Raw genomic sequence first — 17819 nt, 5'->3', positions numbered from 1 at the left:
TTCGTGATGGACACTCTGCCCGCTCCGGGCGGGCCTGCGCCGGACGTGCAACGCGATCCGCGTATCGTCCCGCGCCGGATCATCCAGCTCTCCGAGGACCGGACCGTCGCCTACGCGGAAACCGGGCGCGGCCCCGATCTCGTGGCGATCCACGGCACGCTGATGTGCCTGGAGGACATGTGGCTCGGGCCGGTGCCGGCGCTGGCGGAGCATTTCCGGGTTATCGCGGTCGACCGTCCGGGCCACGGCTTCAGCCTGCGCCCTCGCGGGCGCGCCGCCGATCTTTGGGATCAGGCCGCCCGGATCCGGGACGCGGTGCAGCGCCTGGATGTGCACCGTCCGGTGATTGTCGGTCACTCGTTCGGTGCGGCGGTCGCCCTCGCCTACGGGATGCTGCACCCCGAGGAAATTTCCGGCGTCGTCGCCCTCGCCCCGATCTGCTTCCCCGAACCCCGCCTGGAGCACGTGCTGTTCGGCCCCCGCGCGCTGCCGTTCGGCGGCGATCTCCTGTCCAAGCTCCTGAGCGCCGGAAGCGACAGGGCGCTGCTTCCGCTGCTCTGGAACGCGATTTTCTTCCCCAAGCCGATACCGGACACCTTCGCCCGCCAGTTCCCCTTCGACCTCGCTGCGCGGCCCGCGCAGATCACCGCGGATGGCGAGGATGCCGGATGGCTCTGGCCGGCACTCACCCGCAGCGTTCTGTCCTATCCGACAGCGCATGCACCGGTACGTTTCGTGTGCGGCAGCGCCGATCTCGTCGTGAACACGTTCATCCATGGCCGGCGCGCGGCCCGCCTGATCCCGTCGGCCACGTTCGACCTCCTGCCGGGAGCCGGACATATGCTGCACCATTTTCACGCCGACTCGGTGATGCGTGCGGCGCTCTCGCTGCGTCCGGCGACATAGGCGCGCCGGCGCTCCTCGCCCGCCGGCGGCCGAATGCCAGCCTGTGATCTTCGTGGAAAGCCGGTACAAACCGGTGCTTAGCCGACACAGGTTGTTGCGCGGGCCAAGTCATTAACACGTCACGATTTTTTTCGCGGCGCATCATCCGGGCATGACGTCGCTCGCGAGCCTGCCATGCACTTCAAGATTCGCACCACCGGCCGGCATCTCTGGATCTGGGTGCTTCTGGATGAAGCCGAGGCGATGGTCGCCGAGTCGGACCGGTCGTTCCCGACGCAGACGCAGGCCTCTGCCGCCGCGATGGCGTTCGCGCAGCTCGTGGCGCGGGCCGGCCGGTCGCTGAATGCGGGATCGACCGGGAGCCTCATCTGATCGATTCTCTCGGTCTCATGCCGTTCGGTCTGGCTGCGGGTGGGCACGGCCGCTCCGCCGAGGGACAGCCCCACGCGACGACCGCTACGACCGCGGCGTCGGCCGCCAGTCGGGCGCGGCCATCTCGAAGCCCGCGAAGTCGAAACCCGGCGACACCGTGCAACCCACGAGCGTCCAGGCTCCGAGGCTGGTGGCCGTCTGCCAGTGACCGGCAGGCACCACGCATTGCGGTCGCTGCCCGGCGGCGAGATTCGGCCCCAGATGCTGTGCGGCGGCGTCGTGGCCGTTGGGGCTCGTGGTGATCACCAGGGGCGCCCCGGCATGCCAGTGCCAGATCTCCGTCGCATCCACTCGGTGCCAGGCCGAAACCTCGCCGAGATCGAGCAAGAAGTAGATCGCGGTTCCGACGGAGCGGCCGTCCACGGTCCGCGGGTCGCGGAAGGTCTCACGGTAATGGCCGCCTTCCGGATGGGGCTTCAGCCCCAGCGTCGCGATCACCTCGGCCGCCGTCATGTCCGCCTCTCCGTCCTCGGGCCGCGCGCGAATTGCCTCGGGCTTGCCGGCACTTGGCACCGATGGTACCGGCCGAAAACCCTCAAGGTCCGAAAAACATGCCGAGCCCCACCGTACGCCTCCACCGCGGCGACCTGCCCGCCACCTACGACGCGGGCCGCGCGGTCGCGATCGACACCGAGACGCTCGGGCTCAATCCGCACCGCGACCGGCTCTGCGTGGTGCAGATCTCCACGGGCGACGGCACCGCCGACGTCGTGCAGATCCCGCAGGGCGGCCCGGAGCCGGTCGTACTCAAGCGCGTCCTGGCAGATCCGGACGTGCTGAAGATTTTCCACTTCGCCCGGTTCGACGTCGCGGTCCTGTACAAGGCCTTCGGGGTGATGCCGCAGCCGGTCTACTGCACCAAGATCGCCTCGAAACTCGCCCGCACCTACACCGACCGGCACGGGCTCAAGGATGTGGTCCGCGAACTCGTCGGCGTCGACCTGTCCAAGCAGCAGCAATCCTCCGACTGGGGCACCGAGAGCCTGTCTCAGGCGCAGCTCGACTACGCGGCCTCCGACGTGCTCCACCTCCACGCAGCCCGCGAGAAACTCGACGCGATGCTGGCCCGCGAGGGCCGGACCGACCTCGCCGCTTCCTGCTTCGCCTTCCTGCCGACCCGGGCGCGCCTCGACCTCGACGGCTGGCCCGAGACCGACATCTTCGCGCACACGTGACGTTGCTTCGGCGGGATCCGGCGCGATTCCCGTCCGGGGTGAGCCTTTCCTGCCACCGCATCGCGGAACGCCGCTGCTAATTTGCCCGTGCCGCGGCTCCCGAGTCTCGGCCAGGCCCTCCTCGCCGGTCACTTTCCCGATCAGGCCGGCGAGGAGGGTCCGTCGATCGCTCAGGTCAGGATCCGGGCGCCGGAGGGCGTTGCGATCCGTACGCTCCAGCGCGGGCCGGGGCCTTTCACGAGCTTCGGGGGATCGGCGAGGCCGAGCGCGGCGTGAAGGTGCGTGACGCCGTCCGGCTCCGGATGCGTCAGGACGATTGCTTCGAGGCTGGCGCCGAGATCCGGCATCGACGCGGCGGGATTCCGGTGCGGCCCCCAATCCATCACGTACGGCACGGCGCCATCCGCCGGCCAGGCCCCGTCCGGGCGCACGCCGAAGCGCCACGACAGAGCGCCGCGGGTCATCGTGGCGGCCTGCCCGAGGAGGTCACCGTGGGCGGCGAGCACGCCGTCGAGGTCGTCGGTGCGGGCGACGAACCCACGCAGCCGCCGGCCCGAATCCCAGTCCGCCCGTACCTGCGCGGCGTCGCCGAGCCCGAACCAGCGGGCGCGGGGCGGGACGGGTGCGTCCGGATCGACGGCGATTACCTCCAGGAACGTCGCCTCACCGAGGCGCAGCAGGTGGTTGCGGGTGCCCATCTCCCGATGGCGACCGCCCTCCGGCATGGTGAGGCCGAGGCAGTCGCGGACATGCGCGACGCCCTCTGCGAGGTCCGGCGCGACGACGGCAAGGTGGTCGAGGGTGAGCATGCGCGCATCCGTTGTCTTGGATGGTTGACACGCTGACGTGTCACAGGCCCTTCCGCAGGTCGAGACGGACCCGGGTCAGAAAGCGTCTGCGATCGTCCGGGCTGCGGACACGTCAATCCGTGCAGGCGGTGGCCCAGAGCTTCATCTGTTCGTCCGGCGTCAGGTCGCTCTTGAGGACCGCACCTGTGAAATCGCGCAGGCAGCGCCACTCCTCACCCTTGAAGCCGCTCAGGATCGCGGCGGTGGTCTCCTCGAATGATGCGTACCGATAGCCGATGCTCTGATTGAATAGCTCGCCGAAGCGGACGCATTTCAGTGGGGCGGGCAACCGCCCGGCTTTCCGCCGCGCCCGGTTCCGTAGCTTCGTCCGCCGGGTCATGGCTATTCTTGCGTCATAGCCTAGCCCGCACTCTCTTGAGGAAGGCTCTGAGTTCGGCTCTGTCATAGAATAAGAAGTCGGCGCTCGACGACCACTACAGCTTTCGTAAGTCCTCGTCCGTACCGTCGTCCCGCGTGATCGATCCGAGGTACGCTCGAAGGCGCTGTCGTTCGGCGTTTTCCTTCAATGGGGAGAGAAACCACCCCGGCTGATGCCACATCACTGGCTCACTGACCACCTTCAGGTTGGCCAGCCGGCCCGCGCGGTTGGTTGGGATTGTAGATTCGAAGAACGAGTCCGAGCGAAGCAGCTTCAGCTCCATCCCGAGGACCGCAAGCTGCCACCGCGATCGGGCGACGACGCCCTCGTCCAAATACTAATCACCCTCGCCAGGACCCGGGTGATTTAATAGGCCAATTAACTCATAAGTCGAGAATGTTCGACTTTTGTTCTAAAGCGGAACCCTGCCGTGAGGGTTAGGTACCCGGTCTCCTGTCGACGAGGAGGCCGGGCTCGCACCCGGCCCCCGGTCACCTCACAGCGAGTAGTACTGCACGAACTCGATCGGGTGCGGTGTCATCTCGTAGCGCAGCACTTCGGTCATCTTCAGCTCAATGAACGAGTCGATCTGATCGTCCGAGAACACGCCGCCCTCCTTGAGGAAGGCCCGGTCCTTGTCGAGGCTGGTCAGCGCCTCGCGAAGCGACCCGCACACGGTCGGGATCTTCTTCAGCTCCCGCGGGGGCAACTCGTAGAGGTCCTTGTCCATGGCCGGGCCCGGGTCGATCTTGTTGCGGATGCCGTCGAGGCCGGCCATCAGCAGCGCCGAGAACGCCAGGTAGGGGTTCGCCATCGGATCGGGGAAGCGGACCTCGACGCGCTTGGCCTTCGGGCTCTTGGTCCACGGGATGCGGCAGGAGGCCGAGCGGTTGCGCGCCGAGTAGGCGAGCAGCACCGGCGCCTCGTAGCCCGGCACCAGGCGCTTGTACGAGTTGGTCGACGGGTTGGTGAAGGCGTTGAGCGCCTTGGCGTGCTTGATGATGCCGCCGATGTACCAGAGGCATTCCTGGGAGAGGCCGGCATACTTGTCGCCGGCGAAGACCGGCTTGCCGTCCTTCCAGATCGACTGGTGGACGTGCATGCCCGAGCCGTTGTCGCCGTAGACGGGCTTGGGCATGAAGGTCGCCGACTTGCCGTAGCTCTGCGCGACGTTGTGGATGCAGTACTTGTAGATCTGCATGTGGTCGGCGAGCAGGGTCAGCGTGTCGAACTTCATTCCGAGCTCGTGCTGGGCCGAGGCCACCTCGTGGTGGTGCTTCTCGACTTTCACACCCATGGATTGCATGGCGGCCAGCATCTCGCCGCGCATATCCTGCGCCGAATCCTGCGGCGGGACGGGGAAGTAGCCGCCCTTGGTCTGGACCCGGTGGCCGAGATTGCCGCCCTCGTAGTCGGTGAAGCCGTTGGTCGGCAGCTCGGTGGAGTCGAGCTCGAAGCCGGTGCGGTACGGGTCGGCGCCGAACTTCACGTCGTCGAACACGAAGAACTCGGCCTCGGGGCCGACATAGATCGTGTCGCCGATGCCGGTCTGCTGCAGGTAGGCCTCGGCGCGCTTGGCGGTGCCGCGCGGGTCACGGCCGTAGGGCTCGCCGGTGGCCGGCTCCAGCACGTCGCACACGATCGACATGGTCGCGGCCGAGAAGAACGGGTCCAGGGTGGCGGTGACCGGATCCGGCATCAGCAGCATGTCGGACTCGTTGATCGCCTTCCAGCCGGCGATCGAGGAGCCGTCGAACATGGTGCCCTCGTCGAAGATCTCCTCGTCGATGAGCGACACGTCGAACGTGACGTGCTGCCACTTGCCGCGCGGGTCGGTGAACCGGAAGTCCACGTAGCGCACGTCGTTGTCCCGGATCGTCTTCAGCACCTCGGCCGCAGTGGTCATCGTGGGCATCCTCCAGGGATCTTCGGAAACGTCTCTCGTGGCGCACCCGCACGCCGTCAGGTGCGCAAGCAAGCGAGGCTTGATATCCGGCACAGGCGTGCCTTGCCACCCGCCGGGTGCCGGAATCAGCCGTCGGATGGAACGATCGGCCCGCGATCCCGCGCGATCTCGAAAGCGTGATCGCGCGGGAGGGTTTTTAGGGCATCGTTGTTCTCCGGCAATGGTCGCCCTGGCACGATCCATGCGATGGCGGCCCCAGCCGTCGACGAGGCGGCCAGCCGTTCGCGTCTGCCCGGGTATCCGAGGTCGCGCATTGATACGGACGAGAGAACCGGAATGACCAAATATAAGCTCGAGTACATATGGCTCGACGGGTACACGCCGACCCCGAATCTCCGCGGCAAGACACAGATCAAGGAATTCGACAGCTTCCCGACTCTCGAGCAGCTCCCGATGTGGGGCTTCGACGGCTCTTCCACCAAGCAAGCCGAGGGCGGCAGCTCCGACTGCATGCTCAAGCCCGTGCGCCACTTCCCCGATCCGGCCCGCAAGAACGGCGTGCTGGTCATGTGCGAAGTGATGATGCCGGACGGCGTGACCCCGCACGAGTCCAACAAGCGCGCCACCATCCTGGACGATGCCGGAGCCTGGTTCGGCTTCGAGCAGGAGTACTTCCTGTACAAGGACGGCCGCCCGCTCGGCTTCCCGACCTCCGGCTATCCGGCGCCGCAGGGCCCGTACTACACCGGCGTCGGCTACGCGAATGTCGGCGACGTCGCCCGTAAGATCGTCGAGGAGCACCTCGACCTCTGCCTCGATGCCGGCATCAACCACGAGGGCATCAACGCCGAGGTGGCCAAGGGCCAGTGGGAATTCCAGATCTTCGGCAAGGGCTCCAAGAAGGCCGCCGACGAGATGTGGATGGCCCGCTACCTCCTGCAGCGCCTCTGCGAGAAGTACGGCATCGACGTCGAGTACCATTGCAAGCCGCTCGGCGACACCGACTGGAACGGGTCGGGCATGCACTGCAACTTCTCGACCGCGTTCATGCGCGAGCATGGCGGCAAGGCCTATTTCGAGAAGCTCATGGACGCGTTCAAGAACGCCCGCGAGGAGCACATCGCCGTCTACGGTCCGGACAACCACATGCGCCTGACCGGCAAGCACGAGACCGCCTCGATCCACGAGTTCTCGTACGGCGTGGCCGACCGCGGCGCCTCGATCCGAGTGCCGCACTCCTTCGTCAACAACGGATACAAGGGCTACTTGGAGGACCGCCGTCCGAACTCCCAGGGCGACCCCTACCAGATCGCCTCGCAGGTGCTGAAGACGATCGCGTCCGTACCGACCGAGGCCGCTGCAGCCGCGTGAGATGCGGGGGGAGCTTCAGGCTTCCCGATAGATCCAGCGAAGCCGGGCCCTCGGGTCCGGCTTCGCCGTTTCCGGGGCGCCGCAGGTGAGCCCGGAACCCAGAATCGCTGTGGGTGCAAGCTGCTCACACACCGACTCGGCTGAATTCCAGGCTCCGCCACGCGGGCCCTGGATGAAGCCGCAATTGGCAGCGCGGCCGGCGTTCGACGTCAGGGCCGCCGCGGGCGCTCGTCCTCGCGGATGGCGGCCTCATGGTACCACGCACCACCGCTGAAGCTCGGCACGGGCGCCGGCTTCGCCTCCGCGACGACCTGAGACGTCACCCGTGCGCGCCGGAACGCGGATAGATCGTAGATCTTGGCGGTCTCGCGCGGGTCCAGGGCGGCCATCGCACATCCTCCTACATCAGGTTCAAGCGGCCGATCAGGCCGGCCGTTCCCAATGATGTGGGGTGCGGAAGACGGCGCTCCAGGGCCGGAGGCGCCGATGCCGGACATTCGCGCAGTGCGAAATCTTAGGCAGATGTCGCGTGTCGCCTGGCCGCCGGTAGTATCGGGACGACGGGCGGGGGTGCGTCAGATCGCGTCCGTGCCGGTCTCGCCGGTGCGGATGCGGATCGCTTCCTCGATCGTCGAGACGAAGATCTTGCCATCGCCGATACGCCCGGTCTGGGCCGACTTGCGGATCGCCTCCACGGCACCCTCGACGAGAGCATCGGACAGGACAATCTCCAGCTTCACCTTGGGCAGGAAATCGACCACGTACTCGGCGCCCCTGTAGAGCTCCGTGTGGCCCTTCTGACGGCCGAAACCCTTCGCCTCGATGACGGTGATGCCCTGGAGACCGACCTCCTGGAGCGCCTCCTTCACCTCGTCGAGCTTGAAAGGCTTGATGATCGCTTCGATCTTCTTCATGCCGCTCGGGCCTGCGCTGCGGTGCGTGGCATTTCTAACATCCTCGTGACGCCTTCGCCATGCCGTTTTCGCGGCGCGCTCGACCATGATGCCCATTCCGTGTGCGTTTCAAGCACATCCTTCGGGCATCGCCCGGGAATCTGGCGCATCTTTGGTCACGTCTGATCGGCACACGGGCAGAGCGGAGATGGATATGCATGTGCTGACGACCGCGGCGATGAGGCGGGTTGATGCCACGGCCATCGACGGTGGTGTGCCGGGTCTCGCGTTGATGGAGGCAGCCGGTGCCGCAGTGGCTGATCGCGCCCGGGCTCGGCTGCCAACGGATGGCCACGCCGTCGTTCTATGCGGACCGGGCAACAACGGCGGCGACGGCTTCGTGGCTGCGCGCCTGCTGGTCGAAGCCGGTTACGCCGTAGACCTCTTCTGTCTCGACTCGATCTCAGCGTTGACGGGCGACGCCGCCCTGGCCGCCCAGGCCTGGATGGGACCGGTGCGGCAGCCCCCGAGCGACGCGCTACCGTCCTGCGACCTCGTGATCGACGCCCTGTTCGGGGCCGGGCTGTCGCGCGACCTCGATGGTTCCGCCCGCGCGCTCGTCGAGGCGGTGAACGAAGCCGGGATCCCGGTGCTCGCGGTCGATGTGCCGAGCGGGGTCGACGGCGATACCGGCGCAGTGCGCGGCGGCGCCATCCAGGCGGTGGAAACCGTGACCTTCGTGACCTTCAAGCCGGGGCATCTGCTCCAGCCGGGCCGTGGCCTGTGCGGCCGGCTCAGCCTCGCGGATATCGGGACCGGTCCGGAGGCTCTAGCGGCCGGCCTCGTCGTCTGTCCGCATCTTCATCGGAACGGGCCCGACCTATGGGCCCCGGGTTTTCCGCGGCTCACCGGCGCCAGCCACAAATACACCCGCGGCCACGCCCTGGTGCTGTCGGGGCCAGCCACCAAGACCGGTGCCGCCCGCTTGGCCGCCCGCGGTGCCCTTCGTGTCGGCGCCGGGCTGGTCACGGTCGCGTCGCCGGCCGCGGCGCTTTGCGAGAACGCCGCTCACCTCACGGCGATCATGCTGCGGCCCTGTGAGAGCGCCGACGATCTCGACGACCTCCTCACCGACGAGCGCCTGAACGTGATCCTGGCGGGACCGGGGCTCGGCACCGGCGAGCCAACCCGCGAGCGCGTCGCCGTGGCGGCTTCGGCCGGACGCGGCCTCGTCCTCGACGCCGACGCGCTGATGAGCTTCGCCGGGCAGGCGCTGCTGCTGGCGGCCCATCTCGCGGATGGCCAGGCCCATGCGGTGCTCACACCGCATGCCGGCGAGTTCGCCCGGCTGTTCGAGAATACCGACGCGACGGCGGAGGGAGCCGACAAGGTCGCGCGGACCCGTGCAGCGGCTGCACTGACCGGTTCCGTCGTGGTCCTGAAGGGGGCCGATACCGTGATCGCCAGCCCGGACGGGCGCGCCGCGATCAACGACCATAGCAGCCCCTATCTCGGAACTGCGGGCTCCGGTGACGTCCTGAGCGGCCTGATCGCCGGCCTGATGGCGCAGGGCATGGCGCCCTTCGAAGCCGCCGCCGCCGGCGTCTGGCTTCACGGCGACGCCGGCTTGCGCCACGGCCCCGGACTGATCGCCGAGGACATTCCGGAGCTTATGCCGGCGGTGCTCCGGGCCGTCGTTGAGGCTGAACTCAGGTGACCTCGAACAGGGTCCAGAGGCCGGTGTCGAACCGCTCCAGCACCGTGGCACTGATCAGCCAGCGCCCCGGATTGTCGGCCAGGAAGCCGATCCTGGCGGTCCGGCCCTCCAAAAGCTGGAACGTGTCGAGCCAGTAGGGCTCCCAGCCATCGTCGAGGGGGTGCAGCAGGCGGAAGCAGTGCCCGTGCAGGTGCAGGGCCTGCGGGAAGCCGGTCTCGTTGCGCAGGGCCAGGACCACGACCTGGCCCCTTTTCACCGAGAAGATCGGCTGGAGGCCGACGACGCCGCTCGCGCCGTTCACCGACCAGATCTTCTGCGGGTCGCCCGTGTAGACCGGATCGGGTGCGGCGGCGTCCTTGGTCCCGTCCTTGCTCTTCGGCACGAAGGCGCCGCCGGTGATCACCACGTCGCGGCGCAGGGCATTCTGAAGCTTGATCTCGGCCGGCAGGCGCTTGTTCTCGCCGATCGGCCCGATGGGCGGACGCTTCTCGGTGATCCTGGCGCCCTTGGTGGTGACGCTCGCGAGGGTCAGGCCCTTCCCGACCAGCGCCTCGATCGTGCAACGGGCGCCTTCCTCCTCGGGCAGGTCGACCATCAGGTCGTAGCGGGTGCCAGGCGGGAACGGCAGGGTGGCCCGCAGCGGCTCGAACGTATCGGTCGGCTGACCGTCGACGGCCGCCACATAGACCTTCACGCCCTCGAACTTGATGCGCGTCGCCCGAGCGTTGCAGGCATTGCCGAGCCGCAGGCGGACCCGGGAGCCCGGTCTGGCCTCGAAGGTGCCCGGCACGGGTTTGCCGTTGACCGTAACGAGGTTGCCCAGCCGGCCATGGGCGGCGGCCAGCGCCGTCTGCCCGAACGCCATCAGGGTACCGTCGTCCTGAAGCCGCCAGTCCTGAAGGACGACGCTGACATCGGCGTCGACGACGGGCGGGTTCGCCTCCTCGACGACCAACATGCCTGCCAAACCCCGGCCGGACGGCTCGCTGGCCCCGCCGACGACCAGCGGCCGGATGAGGTAGGAGCCGGCATCGGGGGGTGTGAATGCGTAGAGGAAATCGCCCCCTGGCGCGATCGGCGCCTGGGTCACACCGCCGACACCGTCCATGGCGTTGACGTTGCGTACGCCATGCCAGTGCAACGACAACGGCTTGTCGGTCCGGTTCTCGACCTTCAGCCGCACCCCTTGGCCGAGCTTCACGCGTACGACCGGCGGCAGCGCCTTGCCGTCGAAGCACCAGACCGGCGTTTCGGGCGCGGAGTCCGGCCTGAACCGCGCCTTGCCGGGCGCCGCTTGCAGAACGCCTGCCTCAGCCTGCGCGGGCGCCGGCGCGGCGGAAGGCATGCCCGGCGAAGATTCCTGACCTTCGGCCCGCACCGCCTCCGGAGCGAGCCCGAAGGCGGCCGCGGCAGCGAGCAGGGTCCGGCGCGACGGCGAACCGGCGCGCGAATCGGTCGGCGGCACGGGGCGGGAAGGCGGCATGGAATCTCGGCTGCGGCTCGCGACGGGTTCGCTCCTTAGCGGCGTGCGGGCTTGCGCGCCACAGGGGCAAGTTTTTTGCTGCGGGCCGGCCGGCCCATGCTATAGGGCGCGCTTCCGGCGGCCGGCGATGCGCCGGATGTCGGCGCGCGCGGGCGTGGCGGAACTGGTAGACGCGCTGGATTTAGGTTCCAGTGTCGCAAGACGTGGGGGTTCGAGCCCCTCCGCCCGCACCAGGACCTCTGCTGAGGTTGCGGTCCCTGCGGGACCCTCCGCCCCGTACCCGACATCTCGGCATCCCGGTTCGCGCGAGCACGACGCCGGCCCGGCCGGCGACCCCAGGTTTCTTTGAAGAGCGACGACGACGATGCAGGTGACCGAGATCAACGCCCAGGGGCTGAAGCGCGAGTTTCAGGTACTGCTGGCCGCCCAGGAACTCGAGGAGCGCCTGACCACCGAGCTGTCCGGCATGAAGGACAAGGTGCAGCTCAAGGGCTTCCGTCCTGGTAAGGTGCCGGTCGCGCACCTGCGCAAGGTCTATGGCCGCTCGGTGATGGCCGAGGTGGTGCAGAACGCCGTCAACGAAGCGAACCGCCAGATCGTCACCGATAACGGCCTCAAGCTCGCCCTCGAGCCGCAGGTCGAGTTCCCGACCGATCAGGCCGAAGTCGAGAAGGCGCTGGATGCCAAGGGCGACCTCGCCTTCAAGGTCGCCCTCGAAGTGATGCCGAGCTTCGAGCTCGCCGACCTCTCCGACGTCAGCCTCACCAAGTTCGTCGCGAAGCCCTCCGACGCGGAGGTGAACGAGGCCCTCGAGCGCATGGCCGGCCAGAGCCGCCAGTTCTCCGAGCGTGACGAGGGCGCCGAGGCGCAGAGCGGCGACCGCGTCACCATTGACTTCGTCGGCCGCATCGACGGCGAGGAGTTCCAGGGCGGCAAGGGCGAGGGCATCGACCTGGAGCTCGGCTCCGGCTCGTTCATCCCGGGCTTCGAGGACCAGCTCGTCGGCGCCAAAGTCGGCGACAAGCGGCACGTGAAGGTCACGTTCCCGGAGGCCTACGGCGCCGAGAACCTCGCTGGGAAGGATGCCGAGTTCGACGTGACGGTCACGAAGATCCAGGCTCCGGGCGAGGCCAAGATCGACGACGAGCTCGCCAAGTCCATGGGCATGGAGTCGCTGGAGAAGCTCCGCGAGGCCGTGTCCGAGGCGATCGGGCGCGACTTCGAGACCGCCACGCGCCGCCGCCTCAAGAAGGACCTCCTCGACGCCCTCGACGGCAAGTACGCCTTCGAGCTGCCCCCGTCCCTGGTGGCCCAGGAATTCGCCGCGGTGTGGGCCCAGGTCGAGCAGGACCTCAAGACCCGCGGCAAGACCTTCGCGGACGAGGACACCACCGAGGAGAAGGCGCAGGCCGAGTATCGGAAGATCGCCGAACGGCGCGTTCGCCTCGGTCTCGTGCTTGCGCAGGTCGGCGAGAGCGCCGATATCAAGGTCTCGGATGACGAGGTGAACCAGGCCCTCATCGCCCGGGTCCGGCAGTTCCCGGGCCAGGAGCAGCAGGTCTGGGACTTCTACCGGAAGAATGCACAGGCGCTCGCGGAACTCCGCGCGCCCCTGTTCGAGGAGAAGGTCGTTGACCACGTCCTCGGGCAGGTCAAACTCGTCGAGGAGCCCGTCTCGAAAGAGGCGCTTTTCGCGGACGAGGATGAGGACGACACGACCGGCGAAAAGCCGGCAGACAAGGCTGGGGCCGAGACCGAGCCCAAGGCCGACTGAGTCCCGCTCTGTCCCAGGACGGCGGGCAAGGGTTAGGCGATGGTTAAGCATCGCCGGTGTTCGCTGACATGTCCGGAGCTGCCCCGATTCGCGGCAACTCCGGGCCTCACTTGGGCAGGACGAGATGAGAGATCCGATCGACGTCTACAACAACGCGCTCGTGCCGATGGTCGTCGAGCAATCGAGCCGCGGCGAGCGCGCCTTCGACATCTACTCCCGCCTCCTGCGCGAGCGCATCATCTTCCTCACCGGCCCCGTGGAGGATTACGGTGCCTCGCTCATCGTGGCGCAGCTGCTGTTCCTCGAGGCGGAGAACCCGAAGAAGGAAATTTCCTTCTACATTAACTCCCCCGGCGGCGTGGTCACCTCGGGCCTGTCGATCTACGACACGATGCAGTTCATCCGCTGCCCGGTGACGACCCTCTGCGTCGGCCAGGCCGCCTCGATGGGCTCGCTGCTGCTGACCGCCGGTGAGCCCGGCCACCGCTTCGCCCTGCCGAACGCCCGGATCATGGTTCACCAGCCGTCGGGCGGCTTCCAGGGTCAGGCGACCGACATCCTGATCCACGCCCGCGAGATCGAGGCGTTGAAGCGACGCCTGAACGAGATCTACGTGAAGCACACGGGCCGCGACTACGACACGATCCACACGGCGCTCGAGCGCGACAATTTCATGACCGCTGACGCGGCCAAGGAGTTCGGGCTCATCGACGAGGTGATCGAGAAGCGCCCTGAGCCCGCCGCCGCCTGAGCGGCATGCGGCGCCTGACCGCCGCGGCGTGGCCTTGATCCCGCCGCGGCAGCGTGTTTGCATCCGGGATTGGGCCCTTCGGTCAAACACGCGCAGCACACTGTTTCTTTAAACGGGCCCCCTACATTCACGCGATGCGCGTCCGCCCCTAGCCGGCTGCGGACGCGAGGAATCGGAGACCGATATGAGCAAGACTGGCGGCAACGACTCGAAGAGCACGCTGTATTGCTCGTTCTGCGGCAAGAGCCAGCACGAGGTCCGCAAGCTGATCGCCGGCCCGACGGTGTTCATCTGCGACGAGTGCGTCGAGCTGTGCATGGACATCATCCGCGAGGAGTCGAAATCCTCTCTGGTGAAGAGCCGCGACGGCGTGCCGACCCCGAAGGAAATTCGCCGCGTCCTCGACGACTACGTCATCGGCCAGGACTTCGCCAAGAAGGTCCTCTCGGTCGCGGTGCACAACCACTACAAGCGGCTGGCCCACGCGACGAAGCACAATGACGTCGAGTTGGCCAAGTCCAACATCATGCTGATCGGGCCGACCGGCTCGGGCAAGACCCTGCTCGCGCAGACGCTTGCCCGGATCCTCGACGTGCCATTCACCATGGCGGACGCCACGACGCTGACCGAGGCCGGCTATGTCGGTGAGGATGTCGAGAACATCATCCTCAAGCTGCTCCAGGCGTCGGATTACAACGTCGAGCGGGCCCAGCGCGGCATCGTCTACATCGATGAGATCGATAAGATCTCCCGCAAGTCCGACAACCCGTCGATCACCCGCGACGTGTCGGGCGAAGGCGTGCAGCAAGCGCTCCTGAAGATCATGGAAGGCACGGTCGCCTCCGTTCCGCCGCAGGGCGGAAGGAAGCACCCGCAGCAGGAATTCCTGCAGGTCGACACCACCAACATCCTGTTCATCTGCGGCGGTGCCTTCGCGGGGCTGGAGCGGATCATCTCCCAGCGCGGCAAGGGCACCTCGATCGGCTTCGGCGCGACCGTCCAGGCACCGGACGACCGCCGCACCGGCGAGATCTTCCGCTCGGTCGAGCCGGAGGACCTGCTGAAGTTCGGCCTCATCCCCGAGTTCGTCGGCCGTCTGCCGGTCCTGGCGACGCTGGAGGATCTCGACGAGGCCGCCCTGAAGAAGATCCTGCAGGAGCCGAAGAACGCCCTGGTCAAGCAGTACCAGCGGCTGTTCGAGATGGAGAACGTCGACCTGACCTTCCAGGACGATGCCCTGTCGCTCGTCGCCCGCAAGGCAATCGAGCGCAAGACAGGCGCCCGCGGCCTGCGCTCGATCCTGGAGACGATCCTGCTCGACACGATGTACGACCTGCCGGGCCTCGAGTCCGTAGAGCAGGTCGTCATCGGTCCGGAGGTGGTCGAGGGCAAGTCGCGCCCGCTCTACATTCACGGCGACCGCAACAAGGACGCACCCGCCAGCGTCAGCGCGTAAGCGCTTGGTAGGGTTGCATTTAGCGCCCGGCTCCGGCCGGGCGCGCTACGGGGAACGCCTTGAAAACGCTGCCCCCCGCAGCCACCTCAGGCTTAGCGCGGTGGCCGCACGCTCCTTCGAGGTTCGGTCCGCGTCGCCAGCCGCAAAGTTAGCGAAATCCGACCCTCGCGGCCCGGTCGGCCCCTGGCTGTAGGCGCGCTCCGTGCATGGAGGCGCCGAAACCGGGCGTCCTGAGAGGAAGTCAGCATGTCACAGTCGAAATCGCGCCAGCCGGTGGTCCCGGGTTCGACCGGCTCCTACGCCGTCCTTCCCCTGCGCGACATCGTCGTCTTCCCGCACATGATCGTGCCCCTGTTCGTGGGCCGCGAGAAGTCGATCCGCGCCCTTGAGGAGGCTGTCCGCACCGATCGCCACATCCTGCTCGCCACCCAGATCAACGCGGGCGACGACGATCCGGCCACCGATGCGATCTACAAGATCGGCACGCTCGCCTCCGTGCTCCAGCTCCTGAAGCTGCCCGACGGCACCGTGAAGGTGCTGGTCGAGGGGGTCGGTCGCGCAAAGGTCACGGGCTTCACCCGCTCGGACGAGTATTACGAGGCGACCGCGGAAGCCCTGCATGACGAGCTCGGCGACAGCGTAGAGGCCGAGGCGCTTGCGCGGTCCGTGCTCTCGGAGTTCGAGAATTACGTCAAGCTCAACAAGAAGATCTCCCCCGAGGTCGTCTCCGCCGTGACCCAGATCGACGAGCCGTCCAAGCTCGCCGACACGATCGGCTCGCACCTGCTCGTCAAGATCTCCGACAAGCAGGGCATCCTGGAGACCCCCACGGTGGCGCAGCGCCTCGAGCGCGTGCTGTCGCTCATGGAGAGCGAGATCTCCGTGCTCCAGGTGGAGAAGCGCATCCGGACCCGCGTCAAGCGGCAGATGGAGAAGACCCAGCGCGAGTATTACCTGAACGAGCAGATGAAGGCGATCCAGAAGGAGCTGGGCGACTCCGAGGACGGCCGTGACGAGCTGGCCGAGCTCGAGGAGAAGATCGAGAAGACCAAATTCACCAAGGAGGCCCGCGACAAGGCGACGGCCGAGCTGAAGAAGCTGCGCCAGATGTCGCCGATGTCGGCCGAGGCGACCGTCGTGCGCAACTATCTCGACTGGATGCTCGGCATCCCGTGGGGCAAGCGCTCGAAGATCAAGAAGGATCTGCTCGGCGCCCAGGCGCTGCTCGACGACGATCATTTCGGCCTCGACAAGGTCAAGGAGCGGATCGTCGAGTACCTGGCCGTGCAGCAGCGCGCCAATAAGCTCACCGGCCCGATCCTCTGCCTCGTCGGCCCGCCCGGTGTCGGCAAGACCTCGCTCGGCAAGTCGATCGCCAAGGCGACAGGTCGCGAGTTCGTCCGGATGTCGCTCGGCGGCGTGCGCGACGAGGCCGAGATCCGCGGTCACCGCCGGACCTATATCGGCTCGATGCCCGGCAAGATCGTGCAGTCGATGCGCAAGGCCAAGACCTCGAACCCGCTCATCCTGCTCGACGAGATCGACAAGATGGGCATGGATTTCCGCGGCGATCCGTCGGCGGCGCTCCTCGAGGTGCTCGACCCTGAACAGAACAGCACCTTCAACGACCACTACCTGGAGGTGGATTACGATCTCTCGAACGTGATGTTCGTGACCACGGCCAACACGCTCAACATCCCGGGTCCGCTCATGGACCGGATGGAGGTGATCCGCATCGCCGGCTACACCGAGGAGGAGAAGGTCGAGATCGCGCGCAAGCACCTGATCCCGAACGCCCTGAAGAAGCACGGCCTCGGGACGCACGAGTGGTCGATCGACGATGATGGCTTGATGATGCTGGTCCGCCGCTACACGCGGGAGGCCGGCGTCCGCAACCTGGAGCGCGAGCTGTCCAACCTGATCCGCAAGGCGGTGAAGGAGATCCTGATCACCAAGACCAAGTCGGTCGCGGTGACGACGGAGACCCTTCCGGTCTTCCTCGGCCCGCCGAAGTTCCGCTACGGCGAGATCGACGCGGACGATCAGGTCGGCGTGGTGACGGGTCTGGCCTGGACCGAGGTCGGCGGCGAGTTGCTGACGATCGAGGGCGTCATGATGCCCGGCAAGGGCAAAATGACGGTCACCGGCAACTTGAAGGATGTGATGAAGGAGTCGATCTCGGCGGCGGCGAGCTATGTCCGCTCCCGGGCCATCGACTTCGGGATCGAGCCGCCGCTGTTCGACCGGCGCGACATCCACGTCCACGTTCCGGAGGGGGCAACCCCGAAGGATGGTCCGTCGGCCGGCATCGCCATGGCCACCGCGATCATCTCGACGCTGACCGGCATTCCGGTCCGCCGCGAGGTCGCGATGACCGGCGAGGTGACGCTCCGCGGCCGGATCCTGCCGATTGGCGGCCTGAAGGAGAAGCTGCTCGCGGCGCTGCGCGGTGGCATCAAGACGGTGCTGATCCCCGAGGAGAACGCCAAGGACATCGCCGAGGTGCCCGACAGCGTCAAGAACGGGCTGGAAATCATCCCGGTCTCGCGGATGGATCAGGTGCTGGAGAAGGCGCTGGTTCGCCAGCCTGTCGCCATCGAGTGGGAGGAGCCGCTGCCCGTGGCCAAGCCCGCCCGGACCGAAGAGGACGGTGCCACCTTCGTGGCGCACTGATCCGCCTGAACGAATGAGGCGAGCCCCCGGAGCTTTCAGCCCCGGGGGCTTTTCT

The 17819-nt window shown here is 67.2% G+C and carries 16 protein-coding genes and 1 tRNA gene; 10 read left to right on the top strand and 7 right to left on the bottom strand.

Going from position 1 to position 17819, the window contains the following annotated elements; all coding sequences use genetic code 11:
- Positions 1 to 6 precede the first annotated feature (6 nt).
- Both JOE48_RS20520 and JOE48_RS20515 read left to right on the top strand, forming a co-directional pair.
- Entirely contained in the window at positions 7 to 906 is a 900-nt protein-coding gene (locus JOE48_RS20520; RefSeq protein WP_210032503.1) for an alpha/beta fold hydrolase, read from the top strand.
- 174 nt (positions 907 to 1080) lie between these two features.
- Positions 1081 to 1278 carry a hypothetical protein gene (locus JOE48_RS20515; protein ID WP_210032501.1) on the top strand — a complete coding sequence of 66 codons (198 nt, stop codon included), beginning with the start codon at positions 1081 to 1083 and terminating at the stop codon, positions 1276 to 1278.
- 84 nt (positions 1279 to 1362) lie between these two features.
- On the opposite strand, the gene JOE48_RS20510 is transcribed toward JOE48_RS20515, so the two are convergent.
- Positions 1363 to 1791, bottom strand: coding sequence for a cupin domain-containing protein (locus JOE48_RS20510; protein ID WP_210032499.1), 429 nt, complete (start codon positions 1789 to 1791; stop codon positions 1363 to 1365).
- Between the two features lie 98 nt (positions 1792 to 1889).
- Here JOE48_RS20510 and JOE48_RS20505 point away from each other — a divergent pair, with 98 nt between their 5' ends.
- Positions 1890 to 2513, top strand: coding sequence for a ribonuclease D (locus JOE48_RS20505; RefSeq protein ID WP_210032497.1), 624 nt, complete (start codon positions 1890 to 1892; stop codon positions 2511 to 2513).
- A 170-nt stretch (positions 2514 to 2683) separates the two neighbouring features.
- On the opposite strand, the gene JOE48_RS20500 is transcribed toward JOE48_RS20505, so the two are convergent.
- The 3 genes from JOE48_RS20500 to glnA form a co-directional block, all read right to left on the bottom strand.
- Positions 2684 to 3322 (bottom strand): VOC family protein, encoded by a 639-nt coding sequence (locus JOE48_RS20500; RefSeq protein WP_210032495.1) that lies wholly within the window; start codon positions 3320 to 3322, stop codon positions 2684 to 2686.
- A gap of 112 nt (positions 3323 to 3434) precedes the next feature.
- On the bottom strand, positions 3435 to 3701 hold the full coding sequence (locus tag JOE48_RS20495) for a hypothetical protein (RefSeq protein ID WP_210032494.1): 267 nt from the start codon (positions 3699 to 3701) through the stop codon (positions 3435 to 3437).
- Between the two features lie 535 nt (positions 3702 to 4236).
- Positions 4237 to 5646: a type I glutamate--ammonia ligase gene (gene glnA, locus JOE48_RS20490; RefSeq protein ID WP_192706492.1), complete on the bottom strand. Its 1410-nt coding sequence runs from the start codon at positions 5644 to 5646 to the stop codon at positions 4237 to 4239.
- 336 nt (positions 5647 to 5982) lie between these two features.
- On the opposite strand from glnA, the gene JOE48_RS20485 reads away from it, so the two are divergent.
- Positions 5983 to 7017: a glutamine synthetase beta-grasp domain-containing protein gene (locus tag JOE48_RS20485; RefSeq protein ID WP_210032493.1), complete on the top strand. Its 1035-nt coding sequence runs from the start codon at positions 5983 to 5985 to the stop codon at positions 7015 to 7017.
- 209 nt (positions 7018 to 7226) lie between these two features.
- On the opposite strand, the gene JOE48_RS20480 is transcribed toward JOE48_RS20485, so the two are convergent.
- Positions 7227 to 7406, bottom strand: coding sequence for a DUF2735 domain-containing protein (locus JOE48_RS20480; protein WP_210032492.1), 180 nt, complete (start codon positions 7404 to 7406; stop codon positions 7227 to 7229).
- A gap of 186 nt (positions 7407 to 7592) precedes the next feature.
- Complete coding sequence (locus JOE48_RS20475; protein ID WP_003600526.1) at positions 7593 to 7931, bottom strand: P-II family nitrogen regulator; 339 nt, start codon at positions 7929 to 7931, stop codon at positions 7593 to 7595.
- 193 nt (positions 7932 to 8124) lie between these two features.
- On the opposite strand from JOE48_RS20475, the gene JOE48_RS20470 reads away from it, so the two are divergent.
- Positions 8125 to 9627: an NAD(P)H-hydrate dehydratase gene (locus JOE48_RS20470; RefSeq protein WP_210032491.1), complete on the top strand. Its 1503-nt coding sequence runs from the start codon at positions 8125 to 8127 to the stop codon at positions 9625 to 9627.
- Here JOE48_RS20470 and JOE48_RS20465 read toward each other — a convergent pair.
- The gene (locus JOE48_RS20465) at positions 9620 to 11110 is read right to left on the bottom strand and encodes a multicopper oxidase family protein (protein ID WP_210032490.1); all 1491 of its coding nucleotides are present in this window, start codon (positions 11108 to 11110) and stop codon (positions 9620 to 9622) included. The two genes, JOE48_RS20470 and JOE48_RS20465, sit on opposite strands and share 8 nt — an antisense overlap.
- 148 nt (positions 11111 to 11258) lie before the next feature.
- Between JOE48_RS20465 and JOE48_RS20460 the strand changes: the two genes are divergently transcribed.
- From JOE48_RS20460 to lon, 5 genes are all read left to right on the top strand, one after another.
- Positions 11259 to 11343 (top strand) — tRNA-Leu (locus JOE48_RS20460).
- Between the two features lie 131 nt (positions 11344 to 11474).
- Positions 11475 to 12884 carry a trigger factor gene (tig, locus tag JOE48_RS20455; protein WP_210032489.1) on the top strand — a complete coding sequence of 470 codons (1410 nt, stop codon included), beginning with the start codon at positions 11475 to 11477 and terminating at the stop codon, positions 12882 to 12884.
- Positions 12885 to 13008: 124 nt separating this feature from the next.
- Positions 13009 to 13635, top strand: coding sequence for an ATP-dependent Clp protease proteolytic subunit (locus JOE48_RS20450; RefSeq protein ID WP_012322036.1), 627 nt, complete (start codon positions 13009 to 13011; stop codon positions 13633 to 13635).
- Between the two features lie 184 nt (positions 13636 to 13819).
- Positions 13820 to 15091, top strand: coding sequence for an ATP-dependent Clp protease ATP-binding subunit ClpX (clpX, locus tag JOE48_RS20445; RefSeq protein WP_091712519.1), 1272 nt, complete (start codon positions 13820 to 13822; stop codon positions 15089 to 15091).
- Between the two features lie 246 nt (positions 15092 to 15337).
- Positions 15338 to 17764: an endopeptidase La gene (gene lon, locus JOE48_RS20440; RefSeq protein ID WP_210032488.1), complete on the top strand. Its 2427-nt coding sequence runs from the start codon at positions 15338 to 15340 to the stop codon at positions 17762 to 17764.
- Positions 17765 to 17819 lie beyond the last annotated feature (55 nt).

This window comes from Methylobacterium sp. PvR107, assembly GCF_017833295.1.
Lineage (GTDB): Bacteria > Pseudomonadota > Alphaproteobacteria > Rhizobiales > Beijerinckiaceae > Methylobacterium.
This window is presented reverse-complemented; position numbering and strand designations above follow the sequence as displayed.